Here is a 25,093-nt window from a genome sequence, read left to right as displayed (position 1 = left end):
CAAGCCTCGATAACAATACGTTATCGACTAATCCAAAAATGCCATTGGGAAGAATCGATTCCCGACAGTAGAGTCCTCGTTCAATCGCCGAATGAGTCACTCATTCGACGTGACCCAATAAAAACAATCAGGGGTTACCTCATGCAAACCATCTCCGAGCCGTTGCCCGCCCAGGCCGCTTGCGAACCGGATTTCGAAGACCGAACCTACCGCAAGGTCATCTGGCGCATCCTTCCTGTCCTGCTCTTGTGCTACATGGCGGCGTACCTTGATCGGGTGAACATCGGTTTCGCCAAGCTCGACATGCTCAACGAGCTGCAATTCAGCAACACCGTGTATGCCTTGGGCGCCAGTATGTTTTTCTGGGGCTATTTCCTCTTCGAAGTCCCCAGCAACCTGTTGCTGCATCGCTTTGGCGCGCGGTTCTGGATTGCCCGGATCATGTTGACCTGGGCGGTGGTCTCCATGGCCGTGGCCTACACCGTGCCGCTGGCGGGCTTCTTCCACATCGAATCGAGCAGCATGTTCTACGTGTTGCGCTTCTTGTTGGGCATCTGTGAAGCCGGCTTTTTTCCTGGGGTGATCCTGTACCTCAACTATTGGTTTCCGACCCATCGACAAAGCCGCGTGATGTCCGGTTTCCTGCTGGCGCTGCCGGTCAGTTTGACCCTGGGCGGCATACTTTCCGGTTGGTTGATGAACAGCATGCAAGGGGTGCATGGCTTATCCGGCTGGCAGTGGATGTTGCTCATCGAGGGCGTTCCTTCGATCATCATGGCGTTCGTGGTGATTGCCTGCCTGGCCGATAACATCGACAAAGCCAAGTGGCTTTCCGCGGCGGAAAAAGCCTTGCTCAAGGCCAACCTGCACACCGACAACCGGGGCAAGGCCACACGCTTGAGCGAAGTGTTCTTCAACCCTCGTGTGTGGCTGCTGGTGTTGATCCTGCTGACCTTCAACACCGGCTTCTACGGCCTGGCCTTCTGGATGCCTTCGATCATCAAGAGCACGGGTATCACCAACAGCCTGCACATCGGTTTGCTCACCGCCATTCCTTACTCGGTGGCCATCGTGGCGATGCTGCTCAACGCCCGCCACTCCAACCGCACCGGGGAGCGGCGCCTGCACGCGGCCATTCCGGCCTTCATCGGTGGCGTCGGTCTGATCCTCAGCGCCTTCTTCGCTGACAACCTGGTGTTGTCCGTGCTGTTCCTGAGCGTCTCCGCTTCGGGGATTCTCAGCCTGATGCCGATTTTCTGGACCCTGCCCGGCACGGTGCTGTCGGGTGTCGCCGCCGCCGCCGGTATCGGGATGATCAATGCCATCGGCAACTTGTCGGGGTTCACCGGCTCGATGATCACCGCCGTGGCGGAAACCCTCACGGGCAACATCAACAACGGCACCTATGTACTGGCCTTGTGTCTGCTGGTCAGTGGCGGGCTGATCCTGGCCATCCCTGCGTCGATGCTCGGCAGGACGCCGAAAGACGCGCCCATGGCGGCGAAACTGGAGACCGCATGAACATGCAGCACAAACGGGTACTGGTCACGGCGGCGGGGCAGGGCATCGGCCTGGCCAGCGCCATGGCTTTCGCCGGGGCCGGTGCCGAAGTGTTTGCCAGTGACATCGATATCCAGGCGCTGGCGGGCATCGACGGGATCACCGCAATGACCCTGGACGTCACCTCGACCGATGCCATCAACGCCGCCTGCGCACGAATCGGCGGACTGGACGTGTTGTTCAACTGTGCCGGCTACGTGCACAGCGGCAACATCCTGGAGTGCGACGAAGCGGCCTGGGCGCGTTCGATGGACCTCAATGTCACGGCCATGTACCGGATGATCCGCGCGTTCCTGCCGGGCATGCTGGCGCGTGGCGGCGGCTCGATCATCAACATGGCGTCGGTGGCTTCGAGCATCAAGGGCGTGCCGAATCGTTTTGCCTATGGGGCCAGCAAGGCGGCGGTGGTGGGCCTGACGAAGGCCGTCGCCATCGACTTCGTCAGCCAGGGTATCCGCTGCAACGCGATTTGTCCGGGTACCGTGGACTCTCCGTCGCTGCGTCAGCGCATCGCCGCCCAGGCCGCGCAACAGGGTGTCGATGAAGCGCAGGTCTACCGGCAATTCCTCGAACGCCAGCCCATGGGCCGTATCGGCAGCACCGAAGAAATCGCGCAGTTGGCCTTGTACCTGGGCAGCGATGCGTCGACCTACACCACCGGTGGCGTACATGTCATTGATGGCGGCATGACGCTCTGAGCCCGGTTTTCACGTTGAGTTTGAACAGGAGAATTCCATGAAACTGTTGCGTTACGGCGAAAAAGGTTCGGAGAAACCCGGTCTGCTGGATGCCGATCATCAGATCCGCGACCTGTCGGGGCATGTGCCGGACATCGCCGGACAAGCCCTGAGTCCGGACAGCCTGGCCGCGCTCGCCGCCCTTGATCCACGCAGCCTGCCGATCGTCTCTGGCCAGCCTCGGATCGGCGCCTGTGTCGGGCAAGTCGGCAAATTCATCTGCATCGGCCTGAACTATGCCGACCATGCAGCCGAGTCGAACATGGAAGTGCCGAAAGAGCCGATCATCTTCAACAAATGGACCAGCGCCATCTGCGGGCCGAACGACGACATTCAGATTCCACGGGGCTCGCACAAGACCGACTGGGAAGTGGAGTTGGGCGTGGTCATTGGTAAAGGCGGGCGCTACATCGATGAAGCGAACGCCCTGGAACATGTCGCGGGCTATTGCGTCATCAACGATGTGTCTGAGCGCGAGTGGCAGTTGGAACGCGGCGGCACTTGGGACAAAGGCAAAGGCTTCGATACCTTCGGCCCCCTTGGACCGTGGTTGGTCACCCAGGATGAAGTCGGTGATCCCCATGACCTGGATCTCTGGTTGGAGGTCGACGGGCACCGCTATCAGAACGGCAATACTCGAACGCTGATCTTCAGTGTGCCGCAGCTGATCGCTTACCTGAGCCGTTGCATGAGCCTGCAACCGGGGGATGTGATCTCGACCGGGACACCACCCGGTGTAGGCTTGGGCATCAAGCCCCAACCGGTTTTCCTGCGCCCGGGACAGACCATGCGCTTGGGGATCTCGGGGCTGGGCGAACAGCATCAGGTCACGGTGCAGGCGGATTGATCCTGCGGTCCTCGGCATTGGGCAGGATGGTACGCATTCGATTTCCCAATAGACGGCCAGCAAGAAGGAACCCGGCAGCGAGGCAAGCTGTCTCGTTGTAGGGGAGTATCCTCAATGTCTGATGCGCACTCTGGCATCATGGATGTCAGTTGTTTTGGGGCTTGCTCTCGCCGAGGCCGATGTGGATCAAAATCGTCGTAACGACCTTTCCCTGGATGGTTTGAATTTTTTCCTCGCCGATGTACGCGATGGGCTGGGTCCTTACCTGGCGATCTATCTGTTGGCGGTACACCGTTGGGAGCCGGCCAGCATTGGTGTGGTAATGACGGTGGCGGCCATCGTCGGGCTCGTTGCCCAGGCGCCCGCTGGCGCGTTGATCGACCGGGTTCGCAGCAAGCGCACCGTGGTGGCTGCTGCGGCGTTGCTGGTGACGCTGGCTTGCCTGGTGCTGCCATTCACCTCTTCGTTCAGCCTCGTGGCATTGACCCAGGCGGTCAGCGCGGTGGCGGCTTCGGTATTCGCCCCGGCCATTGCGGCGATTTCCCTGGGCATTACCGGCCCCAGGGCTTTCACGCGGCGCACCGGGCGCAACGAGACCTTCAACCATGCGGGTAACGCCTGTGCCGCATTACTGGCCGGCGGATTCGCCTGGTTGTTCGGGCCCATCGCCGTGTTCTACCTGATGGCGGCGATGGCCTTGGCCAGCATCGTGGCGGTCAGTTGCGTGTCGGCCGAGGCCATCGATCATGACGTGGCAAGGGGGCTCGAGGCCGGGCAACCGGCCCAGGGGCCGATGCCCTCGACGCGACGTGTGCTGCTGGATAACCGCCCGCTGTTGCTGTTCGCCATGTGCTGCGGGTTGTTCCACCTGGCGAACGCGGCAATGCTGCCCTTGGTCAGCCAGAAACTCGCCCTGGCCAACGCGCATCTGGCCACGCCGCTGACCTCGGCGTGTATCGTCGCAGCTCAATTGGTGATGGTGCCCATGGCCTGGCTGGTCGGTGTGAAGGCCGATACCTGGGGACGCAAACCGCTGCTGCTGGCGGGTTTCCTGATCCTGCCGATTCGAGGCGTGCTGTACGTGCTCTCGGACGACCCTTACTGGCTGGTGGCCGTGCAATTGCTGGATGGCATCGGCGCCGGGCTGTTTGGCGCGCTGTTCCCCTTGGTGGTCAAGGACCTGACCCAGGGCACCGGGCACTTCAATGTCAGCCTCGGTGTGCTGTCGACCGTGTTCGGGCTCGGTGCCGCGTTGAGCAACAGCCTGGCCGGTTTCGTGGTGCAAGGGGCGGGCTACAGCGCTGCGTTCCTGACGCTGGCGGCGATTGCGACATTGGCATTTGGACTGCTGCTGGTCATGCCGGAAACTTCCACGCCAAGTCGTGTTTCACCGTCCAGTTCTCAGCCCGTGCCTGATGGTGAAATCGCCTGAATAGAGGCATCCAGAGCACGTCCCGCCCTCACGTTCGAAAATGACCCACCAACCGCTGCTGATGATTAGCCATGTCATACAGCGAATGGCTGGTCTGCGATGCGTCCTGCATCTGGCTGGTCAATGTTTCGCTGATGCTTCGAATGTCACTGACGCGATGGCTGATGTCTTCCACGACTGAACTCTGCTCCAGGGCCGCGCTGGCGATCTGCTGGTTCATTTGTTCGATCACTTCCACGGCGTCGGTGATGTGCTGCAGCGCCGCATGGGTTTGTTCGACTTGAACGACGCTGCCCCTGGCCAGTTCGCGGCTCAGTAGGGTGCTGTGCACCACGTCTTGGCTTAACTGTTGTAGCGCTTCAATCACCGTGCGTATTTGCTCGACCGAGTTCTGGGTGTTGCTGGCCAGGTGTCGAACTTCGTCAGCCACCACCGCGAAGCCACGGCCCTGTTCACCCGCCCTGGCCGCCTCGATGGCTGCATTCAAGGCCAGCAAGTTGGTCTGTTGGGCAATGGCGCAGATGACGTCCAGTACCTGGTTGATCTGTTGGCTGTTGTCAGCCAGCGTCTTGACTTGCCCCAGCGTTGTCTCCAGGCGCCGGTCGAGGGTGTCGATGCTGTTGACGGCATCGGCGAATAACGCTCGTCCTGATCGGCTGGCGTTTTCCGCGACGGTGGCGGCATCAGCCGCTTGGTGGGAGTGGCGGGCAACTTCCTGGGCGCTGGTGCTCATTTCATGCAGTGCGGTGGCCGCCAGCTCGACCTCCCGATACTGTTTGTGCATGCCCGCGCTGACGTCCCGGGCAACCCGCGCCGACGTGTCGGCCGTGTCCCGTGTGTCCAGGGACGCTTGCTGGATATCGCGGATGATGGGCTGCAATTTGTCGAGAAAGCGATTGAACCCATTGGCCAGGTGGCCCAGTTCATCGCTGCGCTCGTTGGGCAGGCGCTGGGTGAGGTCACCGTCGCCCTCGACAATGGCATCGAGCATATGCGCCACCGTGAGCAGCGGTCGGGTCACACCGTAGGCGGTGAGCCAGATGAGTAGCAGTCCCAGGCTGCTGGCAAGCAATCCCAGGCTGAGGTTGAACCAGTTCGCTTGGCGCTGCTTGTCGTCCAACTGTGCCTGCATCGCCAGGGCAGGTGCCTGCACAAGGGCTTCAGGCACCCGTATCTGTAGTTGCCAAGGGGCGTTTGTGGCGAGGGTTTGCACCGCTTGCCGCACGTCCACGGAAGCTTCCGATGCGGCGCCGCTGTGACCGGCCACTTGCCCGGAAGCAGAAAGAATACTGATTTCGCTGTGGCCGGGGTACAAGTCCTCGGCCAGGCTGGCGGCGAGTTTCTGGAGTGTGTCGAGGCTGATGTCCATGCCCACGACGCCGATGGTCTTGCCCTTGTCTATCAACGGGACCGAAATGCTGCTCATGAGGGTTTTCTGGCCCTCGACTTCGACCGCATAAGGTTCTGTCACGCAGGTACGCCCCTGGGTTTGTGGGCAGACGTACCAAGCGTTCGCCGGTTCGCTGCCCGCTGGTGCATCGTTGGCGGCGATCTGGGCTTCGCTGAGCACTTCTTGAACCAGGTTTCCAGGCTGACTTTGCGACCAGTAGAGGGCAAAGCGGCCTGTTTCGTTACTGGCCAAGCTGCGTTGGCCGGAGAAACCTGCGTCTTCACCCGCCAGCGCATCGGGGAGCAGCACGACGTACAGGCCGAGGGCTTTCTCGCGTTTGAGCAGCGCCTGGCGGGTCACGCCGATCAGGTCGTGGCGCAGTTGCTCGGGAGTCAATCTCCCGTTCAGGGTCTGGGTGCGCAACTGAAGAACCTGTTCGGCAAATCCTTCCCCGTAGAGCGCCGTTTCGTTGAAAAAGCGTTCTACCCGCTGGCCGTGAGCGAGGGCTTGGGCCTGTAGACGCTCCAGGGCCGATTGTCCAAGCAACTGACTGCTCTGCATTTTCAACAGTTTTGCGCTCTGTTGATTTTGGTACACGGAGGCACCGGTCAATGCGCCGACGACGGCCAGCAGGGACAGTCCACTCAAGAGGGTGATCCGCCATTGGATAGTGAGGCGAGCGAAAAGCATGCTGATATTCCTGCGCTTGGGCTTCAAGTTGCGCGGGCCAAGGCCTGTTTCGGGCATTGGAAAGGGGCGACCCACTGGTTTTTATTGTTTGTGGCCGGCACCCGGTTTGAGGGGTGGGCAAGGCTATCTTGCAGGAGGACGCGCGGGGCGGTTATCCCGAATCGGCAACATCTGTCGGGTGACGAGCATCGTGTTGACCTACTTTGGGGCGGTGCTTGTGATGCTGCCAATTTGGGATAGCGAAGGGTTTTGGCGAGGGCATAGGATCGAAACCAGCGTGCAACCAAAACAATAAGCTGCTGGAGAACGGTGAACCTGGCCGTACCCCGATCCCGCAACAACTGCCTCATACAATAAGGTTAAGAAAAAATGAGTGTATCTATCCCGATCAACAGCTCGACGGAGTTGAGGCGAGGCGCCTTGGGTGTCGGCTTCATCATTTTCTTTGTGGTATCGGCGGCGAGCCCCTTGAGCGTCATCGCCGGGGGCTTCCCCATTGGCATCATGTTGGGAAATGGCGCCGGCACGCCCGCCTTGTTGATCTTGGCGCTGTTGGTGTTGCTGGCTTTCTCGGTGGGGTACACCACCATGTCCCGCCACCTGACCAACGCGGGTGGTTTCTACGCGTTCACTGCCCGTGGCCTCGGTGGCCTGGCCGGTGGGGCGGCGGGGTGTTGGCGATGTTTGCCTACAACATTCTGCAGGTCGGTCTGTACGGCATGTTCGGCGGTGTCGTCAGTGGCACGATGGCCAGTGTCTTCGGGCTGGAGTTGCCCTGGTGGTGCTATTCGCTCCTGGCGATGGCGAGCGTTGCGATTCTTGGCTATCGCAAGATCGACCTTTCTGCCCGCGTGCTGTCGGTGGTGGTCATTGCCGAGTACCTGGCTATCCTGACCTTGGATTTCGCCATTCTCAAGGCGGGTGGTGACAGTGGCATCAATCTCGATTCGTTTGACCGCAGCCATGTGTTCAGTGGGACGCCGTCAATTGGCCTGCTGTTCTGTTTCGCTGCCTTTATCGGTTTTGAGGCCACTACCATTTACGGTGAAGAAGCCAAGAACCCGCACCGCACCATTCCGATTGCCACCTACAGTTCGGTATTGTTGATCGGTGGTTTCTACGCCCTGTCGGTCTGGTCGATGGTGGTGGGTGTTGGGGTCGACAAGATCGTTCCGACCCTGCAGGCACTGCAGGATCCCACTACCTTCATTTATGGCATGTCCGATCATTTTGTCGGCCCGCACCTGACCCAGATCATCCGCGTGCTGTTCATGGTCAGCATCTACGCCGGGTTGCTGGCGTTCCACAATGCCGCCGCCCGTTACTTCTATGCTATCGGGCGTGACGGCCTGTTGCCTCACCGGTTGGGGACCACCCACCGCGTCCACCAGAGTCCGCACATGGGCTCGGCTCTGCAAAGCCTGATCGCTGCCGTGGTGGTGCTGATTTTCGCCGCGTTGGATGCCGATCCGATCCTTCAACTGTTCGCCTGGTTCTCCAACCTCGCCACGCTGTGCGTGATTCTGCTCATGGCGCTGACCTCGGCCGCGGTGTTTGTCTATTTCCAGCGCCATCCGGAACTGAAGCTGGGCGTCTGGCGCGGTCGGATCTTGCCGGGCTTTTCCTGCCTGGCGTTGTTGGCGGTCCTGGTGCTTGCAGTGGTTCATTTCGATGTGCTCACCGGTGCCAGCAAGCTTTTGTCTTACGCCCTCTGTGCCGTCATCCCCGCAGCGTTGATCGCAGGCGTGTTTCTGGCAGCCCGGCTGCGCAAAGTATCGCCCGAGCGATTCATGGCGCTGGGTAGCCACAAGCTCTAGGGCATCACGCCGCACCGTTCAACTTTCACGAAATACCTGTCCGCGCTGTTCGGGACGGCCCGTCAGCGCGCGAAAGGGAGGTTTTTATGCACGATTATCAAATGCTCATCAATGGGGTTCAGGTCAGTGGTGAAAAGGGCCACTTTGACGTGCTCAATCCGGCGACGGGCACCGCGTTCGCCCAATGCCCCGCAGGTTCCCTGGCTCAGCTGGATCTTGCTGTCGACGTGGCACGGGTGGCCTTCAGTGAGTGGCGTCACAGTACTCACGAGGACCGCCGCGAGCGCCTGCTGAGCATCGCTGCCGACATCGAGCAGGACGCTGACGCATTGGCCCGGCTCATTGTGCTGGAGCAGGGCAAGCCACTGGCGCTCGCGTTTTTCGAAGTCATGGGGGCGGCGGCCTGGACGCGTTATGCCGCCGAGCAACAGATTCCCGTGGAGCTGGTGGAAGACACCCCGAGCCAGCGCATTGAGCTGCATCGCAAGCCTCTGGGCGTGGTGGCGTCGATCACTCCGTGGAATTGGCCGTTCATGATCGCCGTCTGGCACATCATGCCGGCGCTGCGTGCCGGCAACTGCGTGATCAGTAAACCGTCAAGCCTGACCCCCTTGAGCACGCTGCGCCTGGTGGAAATCATCGCCTGCCATGTGCCCCGGGGCGTGATCAATGTCGTGACCGGTGAACAAGGTTTCGGCAGTGCGATCACCGCGCACGCCGGTATCGACAAGATCGTATTCACCGGCTCGACAGCCACTGGCCAAAGCGTGATGCGTGGCGCTGCCGGCAATCTCAAGCGCTTGACGCTGGAGCTGGGCGGCAATGATGCCGCCATCGTACTGCCTGGCACGCCGGTCGAGGCGGTGGCCGAAGAGATTTTCCAGGCGGCATTCCTGAACATGGGGCAGACCTGCGCCGCCCTCAAGCGTTTGTACATACACCAATCCCAATACGAAGACTTTGCCGAGGCCCTGACGCGTATCGCCGCGCGTCAGACGGTGGGGGACGGCTTGGAGCCAGGCGTGGATTTCGGCCCGGTGCAGAACCTCGAACAGCTCAAGCTGGTGGAGGAACTGGTGGCTGATGCCCGTGCCCATGGAGCTCGGGTGTTGTGCGGTGGCGCACGCCTGGACCGCCCGGGCTTTTTCTATCCGCCGACCCTGGTGGCCGATGTGACAGACGGGCACCGCCTGGTCGATGAGGAGCAGTTCGGTCCAGTGCTGCCCCTGATTGCCTACCAGGATGTCGAGGATGTCCTGCGCCGCGCCAATGCCAGCGATATGGGCTTGGGCGGATCGGTCTGGGGCGCGGATGTCGAGCAGGCCCAGGCATTGGCCTGTCGCCTTGAAAGCGGCGTGGCGTGGGTCAACTGCCACGCGCAAATCCAACCGAATACGCCATTTGGCGGCAGCAAGATGTCCGGATTCGGTGTCGAGTTCGGTCTTGAAGGGTTGCTGGAGTTTACGGGCCAGCAACTGCTGTATGTACGCAAGCGTGAAACTGAGTGAGGACTTGAATCATGTATGAGAAATACAAGACAGCGCAGAAGAAGTTCTGGCATCCGATGAGTTCTTCGGCGCCGGCCAACCGATCCAAAACGTTGATCATCGCCCGTGGTGACGGTAATTACATCACCGATATCGAAGGCCATCGCATGCTCGATGGTGTGGGCGGCCTTTGGAACGTGAACGTGGGCCACAACCGGCCTTCGGTGAAGGCGGCCATCGCCGCGCAACTGGACGAGCTGGCGTATTACCAGACCTTCGACGGCATCGCCCATCCGCGGGTGTTCGACCTGGCCGAGCGACTGACGTCGATGTTCGCCCAGGAAAACATGGCGCGGGTGCTGTTCAGTTCCGGCGGTTCCGATGCAGTCGAGACGGCCCTGAAAATGGCCCGTCAATACTGGATCGCCAGCGGTGAGCCAGGACGCACGCGCTTTTTGTCGTTGCGCAACGGCTACCATGGCGTGCACATGGGCGGTACATCGGTGGGCGGCAACGGGGTGTATCACTACAACCACGGGCCACTGCTGGCGGGCTGTCATCTGCTCGATACGCCGTGGCTGTACCGCAACCCCTGGGACTGCCGCGATCCAGAGGAGTTGACCGCTCACTGCATTCGCCAGTTGGAAGACCAGATCGCGCTGCTCGGTCCGCAGACCATTGCCGCGTTGGTCGCCGAGCCGGTGCAAGGTGCCGGTGGCGTGATCGTGCCGCCGGCGTATTACTGGAAGAGGTTGCGTGAAGTCTGTGATCGCCACGGCATCTTGTTGATCGCCGATGAAGTGGTCACGGGATTCGGCCGCACCGGCTGCATGCTCGGCAGTCGGGGCTGGGGCGTCGCGCCCGACGTGCTGTGCCTGGCCAAGGGCATCACCGCCGGCTACATCCCCATGGGCGCCACGGTCTTCAACCAGCGCATCGCCGACGCCATCGAGAACGGCCCGGGTTTCAGCAGCGTGATCATGCACGGTTATACCTACAGCGGACACCCGACGGCGTGTGCGGCGGCCCTGGCGGTGCTGGACATCGTCGAAGCCGAGGACTTGCCGGGCAATGCCGGGAAAGTCGGTGCCCAATTGCTGGAGCAACTGCAGCCGCTGATGGAGCGTTATGCCGTGGTGGGCGAAGTGCGCGGCAAGGGCTTGATGATCGCCGTGGACCTGGTGGCGGACAAGGTCACCCGCGAGCCGCTTGACCCGGCCAACGGCCTGGCCTCACGCATTGCCGAGCACATGCGCCGCGCCGGCGTACTGGTGCGCCCGATAGGCAACAAAATCGTGATGTCGCCACCGCTGACCCTCACCGCTGACGAGGCCGCCCTGATGGTGAGTGTGTTGGACAGCGCGCTCGCCGACTGCCGCTAGCCTGTAAGCCGGCGCAGCGTGCTGCGTCGGCTCCTGAATATAAAGACAGCCTTCAAAGGCGCACCACAAGGAGCTCCAGCCATGCGGAACCTATCGCGTATGGGATTTTTCGGCAGTGGCCTTGCCTGTACGCTGGCGCTTTGCGCCGCGAGTCAGGTCCAGGCCTATGAGTTGTATGCCGATGACGACACTCACCTCAACGCCGACATGCTGGCCGTGTTCGGCCATTTCAACAGTCGCAAGAACTACGACGGCAGGCCAGGCGGTTCGACCTGGCGCGAAGGCTTCATCAAGTATGGCGTCAGCGGTGACCAAGGCCTGGCCGGGCATGGCACCGCTTATGGCGCGTTCAGCCTGGTCAGTTCCGCCACCTGGGGCGATGGCGACGCGGCCGGCAATACGCTGGGCAGCGAGCGCACGACGAAGATCGAAGACGCCTACCTGGGTTGGCGCTCCGCCGATCTGTTCCCCGTGCTGGGGCAGGACGGTGTCGATATCTCCGGCGGCCGTCAGGTGGTCAAGCTGGGCAGGGGGTTCCTGATCAACGATGACGGGCCGAACCTGGGCAAAGGGCCTGTCGATGGTCGCTTGAATCGCGGTGGGGCGTATTACCTGGCTGCCCGGCACGCGTTCGATCAGACCGCCGTATTGCGTCTGGGCGGGCAGGAGGGGCTGCATGGCAGTGTGGTCTGGCTCAAGTCCGACAACCGTGCCCAGGCCGAAACCGAACTGGCCGCCGGCACGCTGGACTACACCACCAAGGCCGGGACATTGGGGTTGACCTGGATCCATGGTCTTGATGTGAATGATCGCTGGGCGAGCGATTTCCAGCGGCAACGCAAGGGCATGGACGTCTACAGTATTCGCGGTGAAGGCGACGCCGGCATCGAGAATGCGAGCCTGGCGTTCGAATACGCCTGGCAGGACAAGGACGCCGGTCCGCAGAACGCCTGGTACGCCGAGGCCGGCTACACCTTTGCCGATCTCGCCTGGGCACCCAAGCTGACGTACCGCTACACCCGCTATTCGCAGAAGTGGGATTCGCTGTTCACTGGGCAGAGCACGGGCTACGGCACTTGGTTCCAAGGCGAAGTCGCGGGTAACTACGCCGGGCCCTTCAACAGCAACACGGGCATTCACCATGTCGGCCTGACAGCCACGCCGTTGGAGAACCTGACCCTTGGTGCGTTGTACTTCGATTACAACACCGTACGTAAGGACAACGCCCTGAACCTGGATGCCCGTGAGCTGGATCTGTATGCCGAGTGGGCGGTGAACGAGCACTTGATCATCACCCCGCTGGTCGGTCTCTACAAACCGGAACGGGACGCAACGACGGGAGGCAATCAAGTGGCGGGCAATGGCACCAATTTGTACAGCCAGGTGACCGTGGCCGTGCCGTTCTGAGGCCGGGGTTGTTCGATAAACCCTGTGGCAAGGGAGCAAGCTCCCTCGCCACAGGTTCAGTGCAACCGCTCGGCAATTCGCCGGGTGGTGTCCATCACCATTTCAATCACGGTCTCCTGGCGCAGCAGTTTGAAGCTGTGGGTGCTGCCCACCGCCGAAAGGCTACCCACCACCTCGTCAAGCTCGGGATTGATGATCGGTGCCGCGATACCGGTAAGGCCCTGATTGAGCTCGTCGTGCGTCAGGCAGTAACCGTCCTTGCGAATCTTTTTTGTCGCTTTGGAAAAGCTTGCCCAGTCGTAAGTATTCTCGGGGTCGTTGGCCATATGTTCTTCGAACAGGCGCTGCAGGCGTCGACCCTTCTGGAAGGCAATCAGCACCTTGGACTGCGCGCCGCGAAAAAACGGCAGTGGATGGCCACGGCCGAATGAAAAGCGGTAAGTGTCACTGGGTTCGGTGATGTAGGTATTGATGATGTGACCGTCATAAAAAACGCTGGCGAACACCGCCAGGCCGGTCTCTTCGGACAGCTTGTGCATCAATTCGCGACCGGCCACGAGGATCGGGTCGTACTGACGCATCATCCAGTCGAGCTCGATGATGCGCGGCCCCAGGCTGTAGCTACCGGCATCCACCCGGACCAGCAGGCCGGCGTCGCACAGATCCTTTACATAGCGGTACACCGTCGCCCGTGACAGGCCCATGTGTTCGGCAATGGTGTCGGGGTCGATTTTCAGCCGTTGTGGGCCGAAGAGGTCCAGGACACTCAGCATTTTACTCAGACTGCTCATTTGGCTCCTAAGGGGGGAGAGGCGCGCAGGTGGCCGTTGGGTGAGCACTATAGGTAGACGCGCCTGTGATGGAAAGCCTGCTCACTCGCTGAGAAAGGCGCTGTCACGTTACTTCAGTGCTTGAGAAATACAAACATATTTATCGGTTGGATTTGCCTAAAAACTACTTAAAATCTCAAAATAAGAGCTTTATGTAAAAAAAACAGCTTGTTTTGTGGGTTTGCATGTGTGATAAATCTCAGCCACTGCAATCGCTCGGACAAGAGGGCTGGAAATGAATGGTGCGCAACTGATAGTGAAGGCGGCGGTGGCAAGCGGTATCGAGTACTGCTTTGCCAATCCCGGAACGACCGAAATTCCCTTGGTGGCAGCCATGGCCAGTGCCCCAGCCCTCAAGCCGGTGCTGTCCATGTTCGAGGGGGTATGCACCGGGGCTGCGGACGGTTATGGCCGGATCGCCGGCAAGCCGGCCATGACCCTGACCCACCTTGGGCCCGGTTTTGCCAATGGCATCGCCAATCTGCACAACGCCCGTCGCGCCAATACGCCGATCGTCAACGTCATCGGTGACCACGCGTCATGGCACGTCAATTACGACCCGCCGCTGGCCAGCGATATCCAGGCGCTGGCCGGGAGTGTTTCCGGGTGGGTGCGCACCTCGCGCACAGCCTCAGGGATAGGGGACGACTTCCAGGAAGCGGTGCGTGCTGCCTGGCAAGCCAAGGGGCAGATTGCCAGCCTGATTCTGCCGATGGACCTGCAAGCCAATCCTGTGGAACGTGAGAGCGCCTTCACTACGTTGCAGGCCCCGGTTCGTCGTTTTGCCGGTGACCGGATCGAAGCCGTGGCCCAGGCGCTGCGCAATGGCCAGCGTCTGGTTTTTATCGTCGGCGATCAGGGCTTGTCGGTGGCGGGTCTCGAAGCGGCGGGGCGTCTGGCGCAATTGCCGGGCGTGCGTATGTTCGCCGAAACCTTTCCGCGCTTGAGCTATCGCGGTGGTGGTTTGCCTGACCTGGATCGCTTGCCTTACTTCCCCGAGGTGGCCATTGAGATCCTTGATCAGTACGACGTGGTGGTGTGCGCTGGCGTTCCGGATCCGATCAGTTACTTCGGTTACGAAGGCATCCCTTCTCGGCTGGCGGAACGTGACCGCCTGCTCTGCCTGGCAGAAGTGGGGGACGACGTGGCGGGCGCGCTGACGGCCCTGGCCAATGAACTTGAAGCGCCGGCTTTTGTGCCCACGTCGATGGGCGTCGAGCTGCCGATCGCTGAAGCCGAACTGACGCCTCAGTCGATAGGGCAGGTGTTGGCCGCGTCGCTACCGGACGACTGCATTGTTTCTGTGGAAGGTGGCACCTGTGGCTACCCGTTCTTCACCGCCTCGGCCCATGCCGCGCGGCATCGGGTGTTGACCAACACTGGTGGGGCCATCGGCCAAGGCATTCCGGTGGGATTTGGCGCAGCCCTGGCGGAGCGTGGAAACCGGGTGTTCTGCCTGCAATCCGACGGCAGTGCCCAATACACCATCCAGACCTTGTGGAGCATCGCCCGCGAGCAATTGCCGGTGGTGATCCTGATCGCGGCCAACCATCGCTACGCGATCCTGCAGAACGAATTGCGCCGCTTTGGCATGACCGAGTTGGGTCCCGAGGCCCTGAGCCTGACCGTGCTGGACCGTCCCCGTATTGACTGGAAGGCCCTGGCCAAAGGCTACGGCTTGCCGGCCAGCACCGTACACACCAATGCCGAATTGCAGCGTGCCCTGGCCAACGCCAAGGCCGACGGCGGTCCATGCCTGATTGAAATGGCGCTGTGAAGGAGGGGATATGAGTCAGATCCAATTGCTACCTGCCGTCGAAAAATTCCTGTCGCAACCTGGGCGCCTGTTTGTTGGAGGCACCTGGCAGGACGCCGCCAGCGGCCGCCGGTTTGCCGTGGAAAACCCGGCCAATGAATCTGTGCTGGCTGAAGTCGCCGAAGGCGGCGAACGCGACGTGGATGCGGCGGTCGCCGCCGCCCGTGCGGCCTTCACCGGTGTTTGGGCGCAGCAGTCACCGGCCCAACGCGGCCTGTTGCTGTTTCGTCTGGCCGAACTGCTCGATCAGCACCGCGAAGAGTTGGCCCAACTGATCACCCTGGAAAACGGCAAGCCGATTGCCACGGCCCGTGGTGAAGCGGCAAGCGCGGCCAATATCATCCGCTACTTCGCCGGTTGGCCGACCAAGATCGAGGGCTGCACGCTCCCCGTGTCGCCTTCCAGTGGCGCGCCAATGCTCAACTACACCTTGCGTGAACCCGTGGGCGTTTGCGCATTGATCGTGCCGTGGAACTTCCCATTGACCATGTGCGTGTGGAAGCTCGGTCCGGTGTTGGCGACCGGTTGTGTCGCGGTGCTCAAGCCCGCCGAACAGACCCCACTGGTTGCGATTCGCCTGGTGCAATTGATCGAGGCCGCCGGCTTTCCGCCCGGGGTGGTCAACCTGGTCACCGGCCTTGGCATTCATACCGGCGGGCCCCTGGCCCAGCATCCCGACGTGGACAAAATTGCGTTTACCGGCTCGACCCAGGTGGGGCGGCTGATCGCCCAGGCGGCCACCGGCAACATGAAGAAAGTGTCGCTGGAACTGGGGGGCAAGTCGCCCAATATCATCTTGCCGGACGCCGATATCGTCCGTGCCGCCAAAGGCGCCGCCGATGGCATTTTCTATAACCAGGGCCAGGTCTGCACCGCCGGATCGCGGCTGTACGTGCACGCCAGCGTCCTTGATCAGGTACTCGAAGAACTCCAGCGCCACGCGGCCGCCCATGTGTTGGGGCCAGGCCTGGATCCGGCCAGCAGCATGGGCCCGCTGGTTTCGGCTCGGCAATTGGGCACGGTGCGTGGCTACCTGCAACGGGGCCAGGAAGAGGGTGCCGAACTGATCTGCGGCGGTGACCGGCCGGCCCACCTGGAGCGCGGCCACTTCATCCGCCCCAGCGTGTTTCTCGACCGCGCCGAGCGCGCCTGTGTTGCCCGGGAAGAAATCTTCGGCCCGGTGCTGACCGTCATGAGCTGGACCGAGATCGATGAATTGGTGCTGCGCGCCAACGACTCGCCCTACGGCCTGGCGGCCGGTCTCTGGACCCGTGACTTGCGCTCCGCCCATCGCGTGGCGGCACAGCTGAAGGCCGGGTCGGTGTGGATCAACTGTTGGAACGTCGTCGACCCGGCCTCGCCATTTGGTGGCTACAAGCAATCCGGGTGGGGCCGGGAAATGAGTAAGAACGTGATCGATGCCTACACCGAAACCAAAAGTGTCTTCGTCGATCTGGCCTGAGCCGAATAATCACAAGAGGAACTGCTATGGATCTGGAATTACAAGGCCGCGTGGCGATCGTCACGGGCGGTGGTATGGGCATCGGCAAGGAAGTCGCGCGTTTTCTGTCCCAGGAAGGCTGCAAGGTGGTGATCTGCGCACGGCGCATGGAGTTTCTCCAGCAGGCCGCCGAGGAGATCACCGCACAGACCGGCAACGAAGTGCTGCCTTTGTTCTGCGACACCAATCAGATGTCGGCCGTATCGGACATGGTCGATGCCGCGCACAAGCACTTCGGTCGCATCGACATCCTGGTCAACGGTGCCGCGGCGCCATCGGGCGTGGTGCGCAATGACATCGAACATGCCGGCGACGATGAGTTGCTGTCGGACCTCAATACCAAGGTGATCGGTTACTTCCGTTGCGCCAAGGCCGTGACCCCGCACATGAAGGCCGGCGGCTTCGGTCGCATCATCAACATCGGTGGCTTGACCGGGCGCGGCAGCAAGGTCCTCTCGGGCATGCGCAACCTGGCCATCGCCCACATGACCAAGACGCTTTCCGACCAGTTGGGCCCTTCCGGCATCACCGTCAACCTGATCCACCCCGGTGTGGTGGACACCCCACACATCCAGGAGCTGTACGAGCGCGAAGGCATCAAGCAGGGCAAGACGCCCGGGCAGGTCGAACAGGGCTACATCGACGCGACGCCGATTCGACGCACCTTGGCCCCCATCGAGATGGGCTGGCTGATCGGTTTCCTGGCATCCCCCAAGGCGGGCGCCGTGACCGGGGAATCCATTGGCATCGATGGCGGCTTGACGCGTGGCATCTTCATTTGAGGAGCAGCAGTGATGAGTAACGGAACCCTTTTAGTTGCAACCGTGGGACAGGCGGTGATCCGCAGTGCCGACGATGGGCGTACCTGGCATCGCCTTGGCCTGGGACAAGACCTTGAGTTCGATGCGATCACGCGCTCCCTGAGTGTCCATCCGGGTGCTCCCGAAGTGATCTATGCCGGCACCGACGTCGGTCTGTGCGTCAGTCATGACACCGGTGGCCATTGGCAGCGAGTGGACTCGCCGTTCAATGGGCAGACTGTCTGGAAGGTTGCCGTCGACCCGCAAGATCCACTGCGTATTTTCGTGGGCACGGGCGCACCTTCGCGGGCCGTGCTGTGGCGCACCCTCGACGGCGGCCAGCGCTGGGATCGCGCGCCGGTGGAAATCCCGGAGTTCTGCGACGGCGTCAGTCGCCCGCGTTTGCTGGCCTTCGCTTATGACCCGACAGATCGCGACCAGGTCTGGTTCGGCCTGGAAGAGGGCGGGTTGTTTCACAGTCGTGATGGCGGCGACAGCTGGACCCGTGTCGACGATCGGCTGTTGTGGGACTACAACTCGGACATCCACAACATCCTGGTCCTGCCCAACCACGGCCAGAAGGTCATCGTGGTGGTGTGTGTCAACGCTGTCTACCGCAGCGTCGATGAGGGGCTGACGTGGACCGGCATCGAGGCCCGCGAAACCTTCGGCCTCTACTACGTGCGCGCCATGAACGCTCCGCTGGGCAGTGAAAGCACCCTCTACCTGAGTATTTCCGACGGCACCCCCGGCACCACCAGCAAAGTGCTGATCTCCCGGGATGCGGCCCTCAGCTGGGAGGTGTTACCGCTGTCACAGCAACCCAACTCGTGTGTCTGGGCGATTGCCATCAATCCTGCCGACCCGCGCCAGATAGTCGCCGGCACCAAGTACGGGCACCTGTTCACGTCCGAGAATGGCGGTGACGGCTGGCAGAAGCAGTGGCGTGAGTTCAGTGAAATCGCTGATGTGCTCTGGACGCCGGCCGTGGCGCAGATCAAGTCCGGGCACCAATCCATCATCAAAAAGAACTGAGGTATCGCGCGATGAAAGTCGAGGTCGTTCGTACTCACCTGTCGCTGTTCGTGAGTGACCCGGAAACGTCGGCACGTTGGTACGCCGATGTCCTGGGCATGCACGAAAGCGCCCGGGGTGAAAGCTGGATCATGATGGCGTTTGGTGCCAAGCATCACGACATCGCCCTGATCCGCGCAGAGCCGGGGGCCCATCAGGGCGGACTGGGCCTGCAGCACTACGGGCTGGAGATCGCTGGCGACATGACCACCCTGCGCCAGCTCTACGGCATGTTGCTCGGCAAGGGCATCGAGGTGGTGAAGATCACCGACCACGAAATCGGCAACGGCGTCTACTTCAACGACCCCGACGGCAATCGCATGGAATTTTTTCTCGAGACTGAGCACGACGACGCGCAAGGCAAGGCACGTTTCAAGGCCGCCGGCGCACCCAGCCGAAAGTTTGATCTCGATCCCCTTTGATTCGATCCCCTTTGAAGAGACCTGTCCGATGAAAACCGCCAATTTCGCCAGTTACCACATCCGCAAATGGTATAGCTTCGTTGAGGAAACCCTGGCCAATGAAAGTGGCCAGTTGGCCGATGGTGAACCCTTGTTCAAATACGCCATTGCCGCCGTGATCGCCAATCCCTACGCCGGACGCTACAGCGAAAGCTTGTCCGAGCTGATAGAACCGTCACCCTTGCTGGGCCAGGAGTTTGGTCGTCGCATCCAGGAACTGGCAGGCCAGCGTGAGGTTGTCAGTTACGGCAAGGCTTGCCTGGTCGGCAGTCAGGGCGAGTACGAGCATGGCAATGCCCTGCTGACCAATCCGGCGGCGGATCCGATCCGTGTCGCGTTGGGCGGCGGCAAGTCCTGGGTCCCGTCCACGGGCAAGCGCGGCGGGCCAGGCGTGACCATCGATGTGCCGCTGGCCCACAAGGATGCGCTGTACGTCCGTTCGCATTACGACAGTATTTCGCTGTCGTTTGGTGATGGGCCGTCCGCGGACGAGTTGATCATCATTTGGGCCTTCGCCACGCGCGGGCGTTTGCATGCGCGTCTGGGTGGCCTTCAGGCCGCCGACGTCAAGGGTAATGACGGCCTGCATTGAGGTGCGTTGATCGTGGGGACCAAACGAATGCCTGCACACAGCCATTTCTTCACCAATCGTTCGCAGATGCGCCTGCACTATTTGTCCTGGGGCAACACCTCGGGCATTGCGGTGGTGCTCCTGCACGGGCTGCGCTCCTATGCTCAGACTTGGGACTCCCTGGCCAATGCGCTGGGTGAACAATACTGCTGCTATGCCCTTGACCAACGCGGCCGGGGAAACAGCGACTGGGCAGAGTCCACCAGCTACCGGACCGAGGCCTATGTCAGCGACCTTGAGGATTTGGTCGCTCATTTGGGACTGCAATCGTTCGTCCTGGTGGGGCATTCCCTTGGCGGCACCAATGCGCTGGAGTATGCGCGGCTCAATCCTGGGCGGCTGCAAGCTTTGGTCATCGAAGATATCGGCCCTGGCTCTTCGGTCAGCGGTGATGGCGCCGAGCGCATTCGACGCGAGATGAGCCAGACGCCGCTGTTGTTTCCCGATTGGGAGAGTGCCGCTCAATTCTGGCGACAAGCGCGACCTGGCCTGTCGCAGGAGGGGCTGGCGTCCAGGCTGATGCACTCCATGAAGCAAACGCCTGCGGGAATCGAATGGCGCCACGACCAGCAAGGTATTGCCCAGGCGCGCCTGAGCATTACGCCTACGGACCTGTGGCCTGCGGTGCGGGCCCTGGATTGTCCGGCGCTGTTCATTCGTGGCGCACGTTCCGATTTCCTGCCCTTGGCGACCCTCGAGGCGATAAAGGCGGCCAACCCGCGGGTGCAAACAACGGAAATCGCCGACGCCAGTCATTACGTCCATGATGACCAGGGCGAGATGTTCAACCGTGTCGTCGTGGACTACTTGCACGAGCAACGCCTACAACCACAACAAATAAGCGGTGAATAGCGATGAAGCAGGAGAAAACCCAGGTTGTCATCGTGGGCGGCGGCCCGAACGGGATCACCGCGGCCCATTACATGGGGCTGTACGGGATCGACTGCGTCGTCCTTGAGTTGGCGGACGGCATACTGCCGTATCCGCGCGCGGTGGGCATGGATGATGAGGCACTGCGTGTGTTGCAGGGCATCGGCATCGCTGAACTGGCCGTGCGTGACATGATCTGCGATGTGCCCTTGCGTTACTACAATGCGCGAGGCGTCTGTTTTGCCGAGGTCAAACCGAGCACTGCCCACTATGGCTGGCCGATGCGCAACATCTTCATGCAGCAGCTGCTTGAAGGGACGTTGCGTGAGCAACTGGGCAAACACGCGAATGTCGAGTTGCGCCAGGGCCATGAAATGCTTGATTTGACGCAGGATGCGCAAGGCGTGACGTTGCAGGTGCGCGACGCCCGGGGTGAGCTGTATCAGTTACAGGCGCAGTACGTGATCGGCGCGGATGGCGGACGTTCCAGCGTGCGCAAGAAGCTCGGGATCGAGCTGCTGGGGCTGACCCATCCGCGCAAGTGGGTGGTGATCGATACGGCCAACGACACCCTGGATGCACCTTATACGGCCTTGCATGCCGACCCGCAGCGGCCCTTCGTCTGCATTTACCTGCCGTACCAGCAACGTCGTTGGGAGTTCATGCTTCTGGAAGGTGAAGACGAAACCCTGATGTGCGAAGAGGCCACTATCCGGGGCTTGATTCGTGGACAGATCGGCGATGCGGTGGACCAACTGGAGATCATTCGGATCCGCGCCTACACCCATAACTCCCGGGTGGCGGCGCGTTTTGTCGAGGGGCGTGTGGCGTTGGTGGGGGATGCAGCGCATATTTCCCCGCCCTGGGCCGGGCAGGGGCTCAACTCGGGCCTGCGGGATGTCGCCAACGTCGCCTGGAAAATCGCCGCCATCCTCCAGGGACGAGCGTCGCCATCGATTCTTTCCAGCTACGACCAGGAGCGTCGTGGACATGCGACGGACCTCATTGCATTGGCCGACAACATGGGCGCGGTACTGGGGTTGACCAATCCGCTGATGGCGGGTGTACGGGACTGGCTGTTCCAGGCCGTCAACAGCGTCGACAACCTCCGCTCCCACTTGCTTGAATTCAAGTTCAAACCCAAGGCCACCATTACCAAGGGCCTGGTTTATCACGAGCGTACCGAGCTGCACGAGGATGATCTGGTCGGGCAGCTGTTCATACAGCCGGCTATCGAAGATGCCCAAGGCCAGCGGCGGCGCTTGGACGAGGTGTTGGGACACTCCTATGCGGTGCTGGGGTATCGGGTCAATCCGAGCGAGCAGCTCAGTGAGCAGACCGCGGCCTATTGGGCGGGCTGGGACACGCGCTTCATCCAGGTCAATCGGTCTCGCAGCGGCAAAGGCCGCAACCAACCGTTATCGGCCAACGGCGCGATCTGTGTCGAGGACGTGGATAACCGGCTGGGCGAGTGGTTTTCCAAGGTGCGTGATTGCATCGTCGTCGTTCGGCCGGACCGATTCGTTGCCGCCATCACTACGCCGGAGCGGCTTGATGGCGTGTTGCGCAAACTGGCGGGGCAACTCTCATGAGGCAGGAAGACGAACTCGTGACCCGGCTCCATCATGCCGAGCGATCTGTGCAAGCCTTGCCGCCGTTGGCGTCCCTGGAACTCGATCTGCCGACGGGTTACGCCCTACAGCGCGAGGCATTGCGTCAGCGTCAGGTGCGTGGTGAGCAACTGACCGGTTGGAAGGTCGCCTTCGCCGGCAGCGCGGCACAGAAACGAATGGGTGTCCATGAACCGGTCTTGGGCGGCCTTACCGATGCCATGGCCGTCCAGCCAGGCAGCTCGGTGGCGCTCGCACGGCTGATCCAGCCCAAGCTGGAGATCGAACTGGCGTTTGTCCTGGGACGCACGCTGGTGCCTGGCGATTACACTGATGAGGCGATTCTGGCGGCCGTGTCCGAGGTCGCGCCCGCGTTCGAGATCGCCGACTGCCGGTGGCAAGGTTGGAGCTTTGGCGTTGGGGCTTTTCTTGCTGACAACGCGGCGGCAGGCCTCTATTGCGTTGGCTCGCGGGTCAGGTGCGATCCCGCTCAACTGGCTCGCCTGACCTACCGTCTGGAATGTGATGGGGTGTTCTGCGGCATCGGTGATACTCAGGCGCGGGAAGACTCGCCGTTGGCCAACCTGTGTTGGTTGATTCGGCGATTGCTGGCTGACGGTCAGTGCGTTGAAGCGGGCCAGGTCGTGTTGTCCGGGGCGTTGCTGCCACCCATGGCTATCCAGGCCGCCGAGTACCGGTTACACATGCTTGGCATGGAACTGGCTTTGGTTTTCCAGGCAGGCGCTGACGACTTGTGAAGTAACGCCATTGTCAGGGAGGGCCGCGCAGCTCATGACCGGGTGAGAATAAAAACCGGGCCACCGAGGAACGATGATCATGTTCGCCGAAGTCCGTACCTTCAATGATCCCCAACAACACGCTGGGTCCATCCTGGGCTGGCAACAAGTCTATGACCAACTCGGTCGCGGATGCCTTTCCAGCGAGCTGCGGCAGATCTGCGCCGATCGTTTTCAGATTTTCCAGGAAGTGCTGGATAAGCGTGTGGTGCAGCGAGGCTGTGCACCGAAAGGGCGTTTGTGCATTGCCATGTCGCTGGGCAGTGCACCAGTGGTCCAAGGGCATCAGGTTGGGTCCCGGAGCGTGGTGCTATTGCGCGATGGCGAGGACTTTGTCTTGCATGCCCCGGCCGGTACGCACTTCTTCGCGGTTAACGTCGACACGGTACGTTTTGCCAAGCTGGCGGCTTGCGAATTGTCGAACGAACAACTCAAGCGCTTGAAAAGCGAGTCGCAGATCAGCGTGGACGAGGCGGTGCTGTCGAGGGTCCAGCAAAGGATCCATCCGCTGTTTCGTCAGCTCTTGGAGCAAACGGATGCCATCAATCCAGCCTCGGAAAAGATGCTGGAAGATGTTCTGCTCAACGCCTTCCTCGATTTGTTCAGTCACGCCTCGGATGAGGTGCGTGGCCGTCGCGGCAACGTTACCGTCAGTGCCTACCTGGTCAAGCGCTGCCAGGAACTGGTGGTAGCCAGCGGCGATACACCACTGAGCATTCTCGATTTGTGCGAGCAATTGCGGGTGAGCCGCAGGACCCTTCAGAACAGTTTCCAGGCGGTTACCGGGATGCGTCCGGTGGAGTACCTGCGCAACCTTAGGCTCAATGCCGTGCGGCGACGTTTGATCACGACCCGCGCAACGGCGTTGAACGTCGGTGAGATCGCCGTAGCGATGGGGTTTTTCCACCTGAGCCACTTCGCGACCCATTACCGAGCGTTGTTCGGTGAGTCCCCCTCCGATACACCGCGGGCGGGATAATTGGCTTGCAAGGGGCCTGATACTTCCCAATCGTTTCCAGCGGTGTTACCTGGCTACCGCTCTGCACGTTAATGGGCGGCGCCTGAGCCATTTGGTAGCACATCTGTGGGATTAACCTGCGGTTCCATGGAAGCCCCAAAGGCCTGTTTTCAGCTTCTATTCCTTTAAATCAATCACTTGCGCCGTGGCGGAAGCTGTTGGCACGTATTCTGCTTTTTTGAATTTATGGATAATTGGATACAAAAATTCAAAGGGTGCTGCCATGCAATTCGTTCCGACTTTTGCTGAACGTCCGCCGATGACCGCCGAGGAGGAGGCGTACAGCTTCTTGCTGGACGCCATTTGTGGCGGTCGGTTACGCAAGGGGGACCGGCTGATCGCCGAGGACATCGCCAACGAGATCGGTATGAGCCGGATGCCGGTACGCGAGGCCTTTCGCCGATTGGATGCCCAAGGCCTGGTGACGCTTCGGCCCAATCGCGGCGCCATCGTCAGCGGCCTGGATATCGATGAGTTGCACGAAGTCTTCGAGATGCGCAGCGCCCTCGAAGGCCTGGCAGTGCGCGTCGCGGTGGAGCGTATTGGCCCGCGCCAATTGGCCGCCCTGGAGCGTTTGTTGGACGAGATGGACGACTACCGCGAGGAAAGCGCTGAGTGGGTCAGCCGGCATCGCGCCTTTCATGAGTACCTGTGCAGCCTCAGCGGCCGGCCTCGATTGCTGAAGCAGATCAGTGCCCTCTACGCCCTGATCGAGGCGCCCATGCGTCTATGGCTGCAGCACGTGGAAAAGCCTTTGAGCGCGCGCGAGGAGCACGCGGTGATTCTCGACGCCATTCGCGCTGGCGATGCCGATAAGGCCGAGGCGGTGGTCCGCGCGCACATCGAAGGCACCGTCCCTGAGTTGATCAAGTTTCTGCAAGCGAAAAAATAACGAGAGCAGGCCATGAACCTGCCCGTGTTTTGACTTTGAGTACT

General features: G+C 61.2%; 20 protein-coding genes and 2 pseudogenes. 19 read left to right on the top strand and 3 right to left on the bottom strand.

All coding sequences use genetic code 11. The features are described 5' to 3' along the window. Positions 1-141: 141 nt before the first annotated feature. The 4 genes from CD58_RS16745 (at position 142) to CD58_RS16730 (ending at position 4,576) form a co-directional block, all read left to right on the top strand. Entirely contained in the window at positions 142-1,521 is a 1,380-nt protein-coding gene (locus CD58_RS16745) for an MFS transporter (protein ID WP_025214152.1), read from the top strand. Then, on the top strand, positions 1,518-2,258 hold the full coding sequence (locus CD58_RS16740; RefSeq protein ID WP_025214151.1) for an SDR family oxidoreductase: 741 nt from the start codon (positions 1,518-1,520) through the stop codon (positions 2,256-2,258). The genes CD58_RS16745 and CD58_RS16740 overlap by 4 nt, the downstream gene beginning before the upstream one ends. A 37-nt stretch (positions 2,259-2,295) precedes the next feature. Continuing rightward, on the top strand, positions 2,296-3,144 hold the full coding sequence (locus tag CD58_RS16735) for an ureidoglycolate lyase (RefSeq protein WP_025214150.1): 849 nt from the start codon (positions 2,296-2,298) through the stop codon (positions 3,142-3,144). 142 nt (positions 3,145-3,286) lie between these two features. After that, a complete protein-coding gene (locus CD58_RS16730) occupies positions 3,287-4,576 on the top strand; it encodes an MFS transporter (protein ID WP_049866962.1) in 1,290 nt (429 codons plus the stop codon). A 28-nt stretch (positions 4,577-4,604) separates the two neighbouring features. On the opposite strand, the gene CD58_RS31905 is transcribed toward CD58_RS16730, so the two are convergent. Both CD58_RS31905 and CD58_RS31900 read right to left on the bottom strand, forming a co-directional pair. Next, the gene (locus CD58_RS31905; protein ID WP_419178843.1) at positions 4,605-5,360 is read right to left on the bottom strand and encodes a methyl-accepting chemotaxis protein; all 756 of its coding nucleotides are present in this window, start codon (positions 5,358-5,360) and stop codon (positions 4,605-4,607) included. A 102-nt stretch (positions 5,361-5,462) separates the two neighbouring features. Further along, positions 5,463-6,527: pseudogene (locus tag CD58_RS31900) on the bottom strand (HAMP domain-containing protein); the annotation flags it as partial. Between the two features lie 498 nt (positions 6,528-7,025). Between CD58_RS31900 and CD58_RS16720 the strand changes: the two are divergent. From CD58_RS16720 to CD58_RS16705, 4 genes and pseudogenes are all read left to right on the top strand, one after another. After that, positions 7,026-8,473 (top strand): annotated as a pseudogene (locus tag CD58_RS16720) (APC family permease). An 86-nt stretch (positions 8,474-8,559) separates the two neighbouring features. Beyond that, positions 8,560-9,981 carry an aldehyde dehydrogenase family protein gene (locus CD58_RS16715; RefSeq protein ID WP_025214147.1) on the top strand — a complete coding sequence of 474 codons (1,422 nt, stop codon included), beginning with the start codon at positions 8,560-8,562 and terminating at the stop codon, positions 9,979-9,981. An 11-nt stretch (positions 9,982-9,992) separates the two neighbouring features. Next, positions 9,993-11,342 (top strand): aminotransferase class III-fold pyridoxal phosphate-dependent enzyme, encoded by a 1,350-nt coding sequence (locus CD58_RS16710; RefSeq protein WP_025214146.1) that lies wholly within the window; start codon positions 9,993-9,995, stop codon positions 11,340-11,342. An 81-nt stretch (positions 11,343-11,423) separates the two neighbouring features. Next, entirely contained in the window at positions 11,424-12,749 is a 1,326-nt protein-coding gene (locus tag CD58_RS16705; protein ID WP_025214145.1) for a hypothetical protein, read from the top strand. A gap of 56 nt (positions 12,750-12,805) precedes the next feature. Here CD58_RS16705 and CD58_RS16700 read toward each other — a convergent pair whose 3' ends face one another. After that, positions 12,806-13,540 (bottom strand): IclR family transcriptional regulator, encoded by a 735-nt coding sequence (locus CD58_RS16700; protein ID WP_025214144.1) that lies wholly within the window; start codon positions 13,538-13,540, stop codon positions 12,806-12,808. Between the two features lie 274 nt (positions 13,541-13,814). Here CD58_RS16700 and CD58_RS16695 point away from each other — a divergent pair, with 274 nt between their 5' ends. From CD58_RS16695 to CD58_RS16645, 11 genes are all read left to right on the top strand, one after another. Continuing rightward, complete coding sequence (locus tag CD58_RS16695; RefSeq protein WP_025214143.1) at positions 13,815-15,356, top strand: acetolactate synthase large subunit; 1,542 nt, start codon at positions 13,815-13,817, stop codon at positions 15,354-15,356. A 10-nt stretch (positions 15,357-15,366) separates the two neighbouring features. Further along, positions 15,367-16,857 carry an aldehyde dehydrogenase family protein gene (locus CD58_RS16690; RefSeq protein WP_025214142.1) on the top strand — a complete coding sequence of 497 codons (1,491 nt, stop codon included), beginning with the start codon at positions 15,367-15,369 and terminating at the stop codon, positions 16,855-16,857. A 26-nt stretch (positions 16,858-16,883) separates the two neighbouring features. After that, positions 16,884-17,678 carry an SDR family NAD(P)-dependent oxidoreductase gene (locus tag CD58_RS16685; protein ID WP_025214141.1) on the top strand — a complete coding sequence of 265 codons (795 nt, stop codon included), beginning with the start codon at positions 16,884-16,886 and terminating at the stop codon, positions 17,676-17,678. Between the two features lie 12 nt (positions 17,679-17,690). Then, positions 17,691-18,731, top strand: coding sequence for a YCF48-related protein (locus tag CD58_RS16680; RefSeq protein ID WP_025214140.1), 1,041 nt, complete (start codon positions 17,691-17,693; stop codon positions 18,729-18,731). Positions 18,732-18,742: 11 nt separating this feature from the next. Further along, on the top strand, positions 18,743-19,192 hold the full coding sequence (locus CD58_RS16675) for a VOC family protein (protein WP_025214139.1): 450 nt from the start codon (positions 18,743-18,745) through the stop codon (positions 19,190-19,192). A 28-nt stretch (positions 19,193-19,220) separates the two neighbouring features. Then, on the top strand, positions 19,221-19,823 hold the full coding sequence (locus tag CD58_RS16670; protein WP_025214138.1) for an amino acid synthesis family protein: 603 nt from the start codon (positions 19,221-19,223) through the stop codon (positions 19,821-19,823). A gap of 27 nt (positions 19,824-19,850) precedes the next feature. Then, positions 19,851-20,714, top strand: a complete 864-nt coding sequence (locus CD58_RS16665; protein WP_025214137.1) for an alpha/beta fold hydrolase — start codon at positions 19,851-19,853, stop codon at positions 20,712-20,714. A gap of 2 nt (positions 20,715-20,716) precedes the next feature. Further along, positions 20,717-22,324 (top strand): bifunctional 3-(3-hydroxy-phenyl)propionate/3-hydroxycinnamic acid hydroxylase, encoded by a 1,608-nt coding sequence (locus tag CD58_RS16660; RefSeq protein ID WP_025214136.1) that lies wholly within the window; start codon positions 20,717-20,719, stop codon positions 22,322-22,324. Beyond that, positions 22,321-23,100: a 2-keto-4-pentenoate hydratase gene (locus tag CD58_RS16655; RefSeq protein ID WP_025214135.1), complete on the top strand. Its 780-nt coding sequence runs from the start codon at positions 22,321-22,323 to the stop codon at positions 23,098-23,100. Before CD58_RS16660 ends, CD58_RS16655 begins: the two co-directional genes overlap by 4 nt. A 79-nt stretch (positions 23,101-23,179) precedes the next feature. Then, positions 23,180-24,118 carry a helix-turn-helix domain-containing protein gene (locus tag CD58_RS16650; RefSeq protein WP_025214134.1) on the top strand — a complete coding sequence of 313 codons (939 nt, stop codon included), beginning with the start codon at positions 23,180-23,182 and terminating at the stop codon, positions 24,116-24,118. Between the two features lie 262 nt (positions 24,119-24,380). Then, positions 24,381-25,049 carry a GntR family transcriptional regulator gene (locus CD58_RS16645; protein WP_025214133.1) on the top strand — a complete coding sequence of 223 codons (669 nt, stop codon included), beginning with the start codon at positions 24,381-24,383 and terminating at the stop codon, positions 25,047-25,049. Positions 25,050-25,093: the final 44 nt, after the last annotated feature.

The organism is Pseudomonas brassicacearum, assembly GCF_000585995.1.
Lineage (GTDB): Bacteria > Pseudomonadota > Gammaproteobacteria > Pseudomonadales > Pseudomonadaceae > Aquipseudomonas > Aquipseudomonas brassicacearum_A.
The sequence above is the reverse complement of the archived record's forward strand: the minus strand, read 5'-3'. Positions and strand labels throughout refer to the sequence as shown.

What these genes read in the sequence shown, in the direction of transcription:
- CD58_RS16745 (WP_025214152.1), top strand. Translation starts at nt 142, where the DNA reads ATGCAAACCATCTCCGAGCCGTTGCCCGCCCAGGCCGCTTGCGAACCG.
- CD58_RS16740 (WP_025214151.1), top strand. Translation starts at nt 1,518, where the DNA reads ATGAACATGCAGCACAAACGGGTACTGGTCACGGCGGCGGGGCAGGGC.
- CD58_RS16735 (WP_025214150.1), top strand. Translation starts at nt 2,296, where the DNA reads ATGAAACTGTTGCGTTACGGCGAAAAAGGTTCGGAGAAACCCGGTCTG.
- CD58_RS16730 (WP_049866962.1), top strand. Translation starts at nt 3,287, where the DNA reads ATGTCAGTTGTTTTGGGGCTTGCTCTCGCCGAGGCCGATGTGGATCAA.
- CD58_RS31905 (WP_419178843.1), bottom strand. Translation starts at nt 5,360, where the DNA reads ATGCACAAACAGTATCGGGAGGTCGAGCTGGCGGCCACCGCACTGCAT.
- CD58_RS16715 (WP_025214147.1), top strand. Translation starts at nt 8,560, where the DNA reads ATGCACGATTATCAAATGCTCATCAATGGGGTTCAGGTCAGTGGTGAA.
- CD58_RS16710 (WP_025214146.1), top strand. Translation starts at nt 9,993, where the DNA reads ATGTATGAGAAATACAAGACAGCGCAGAAGAAGTTCTGGCATCCGATG.
- CD58_RS16705 (WP_025214145.1), top strand. Translation starts at nt 11,424, where the DNA reads ATGCGGAACCTATCGCGTATGGGATTTTTCGGCAGTGGCCTTGCCTGT.
- CD58_RS16700 (WP_025214144.1), bottom strand. Translation starts at nt 13,540, where the DNA reads ATGAGCAGTCTGAGTAAAATGCTGAGTGTCCTGGACCTCTTCGGCCCA.
- CD58_RS16695 (WP_025214143.1), top strand. Translation starts at nt 13,815, where the DNA reads ATGAATGGTGCGCAACTGATAGTGAAGGCGGCGGTGGCAAGCGGTATC.
- CD58_RS16690 (WP_025214142.1), top strand. Translation starts at nt 15,367, where the DNA reads ATGAGTCAGATCCAATTGCTACCTGCCGTCGAAAAATTCCTGTCGCAA.
- CD58_RS16685 (WP_025214141.1), top strand. Translation starts at nt 16,884, where the DNA reads ATGGATCTGGAATTACAAGGCCGCGTGGCGATCGTCACGGGCGGTGGT.
- CD58_RS16680 (WP_025214140.1), top strand. Translation starts at nt 17,691, where the DNA reads ATGAGTAACGGAACCCTTTTAGTTGCAACCGTGGGACAGGCGGTGATC.
- CD58_RS16675 (WP_025214139.1), top strand. Translation starts at nt 18,743, where the DNA reads ATGAAAGTCGAGGTCGTTCGTACTCACCTGTCGCTGTTCGTGAGTGAC.
- CD58_RS16670 (WP_025214138.1), top strand. Translation starts at nt 19,221, where the DNA reads ATGAAAACCGCCAATTTCGCCAGTTACCACATCCGCAAATGGTATAGC.
- CD58_RS16665 (WP_025214137.1), top strand. Translation starts at nt 19,851, where the DNA reads ATGCCTGCACACAGCCATTTCTTCACCAATCGTTCGCAGATGCGCCTG.
- CD58_RS16660 (WP_025214136.1), top strand. Translation starts at nt 20,717, where the DNA reads ATGAAGCAGGAGAAAACCCAGGTTGTCATCGTGGGCGGCGGCCCGAAC.
- CD58_RS16655 (WP_025214135.1), top strand. Translation starts at nt 22,321, where the DNA reads ATGAGGCAGGAAGACGAACTCGTGACCCGGCTCCATCATGCCGAGCGA.
- CD58_RS16650 (WP_025214134.1), top strand. Translation starts at nt 23,180, where the DNA reads ATGTTCGCCGAAGTCCGTACCTTCAATGATCCCCAACAACACGCTGGG.
- CD58_RS16645 (WP_025214133.1), top strand. Translation starts at nt 24,381, where the DNA reads ATGCAATTCGTTCCGACTTTTGCTGAACGTCCGCCGATGACCGCCGAG.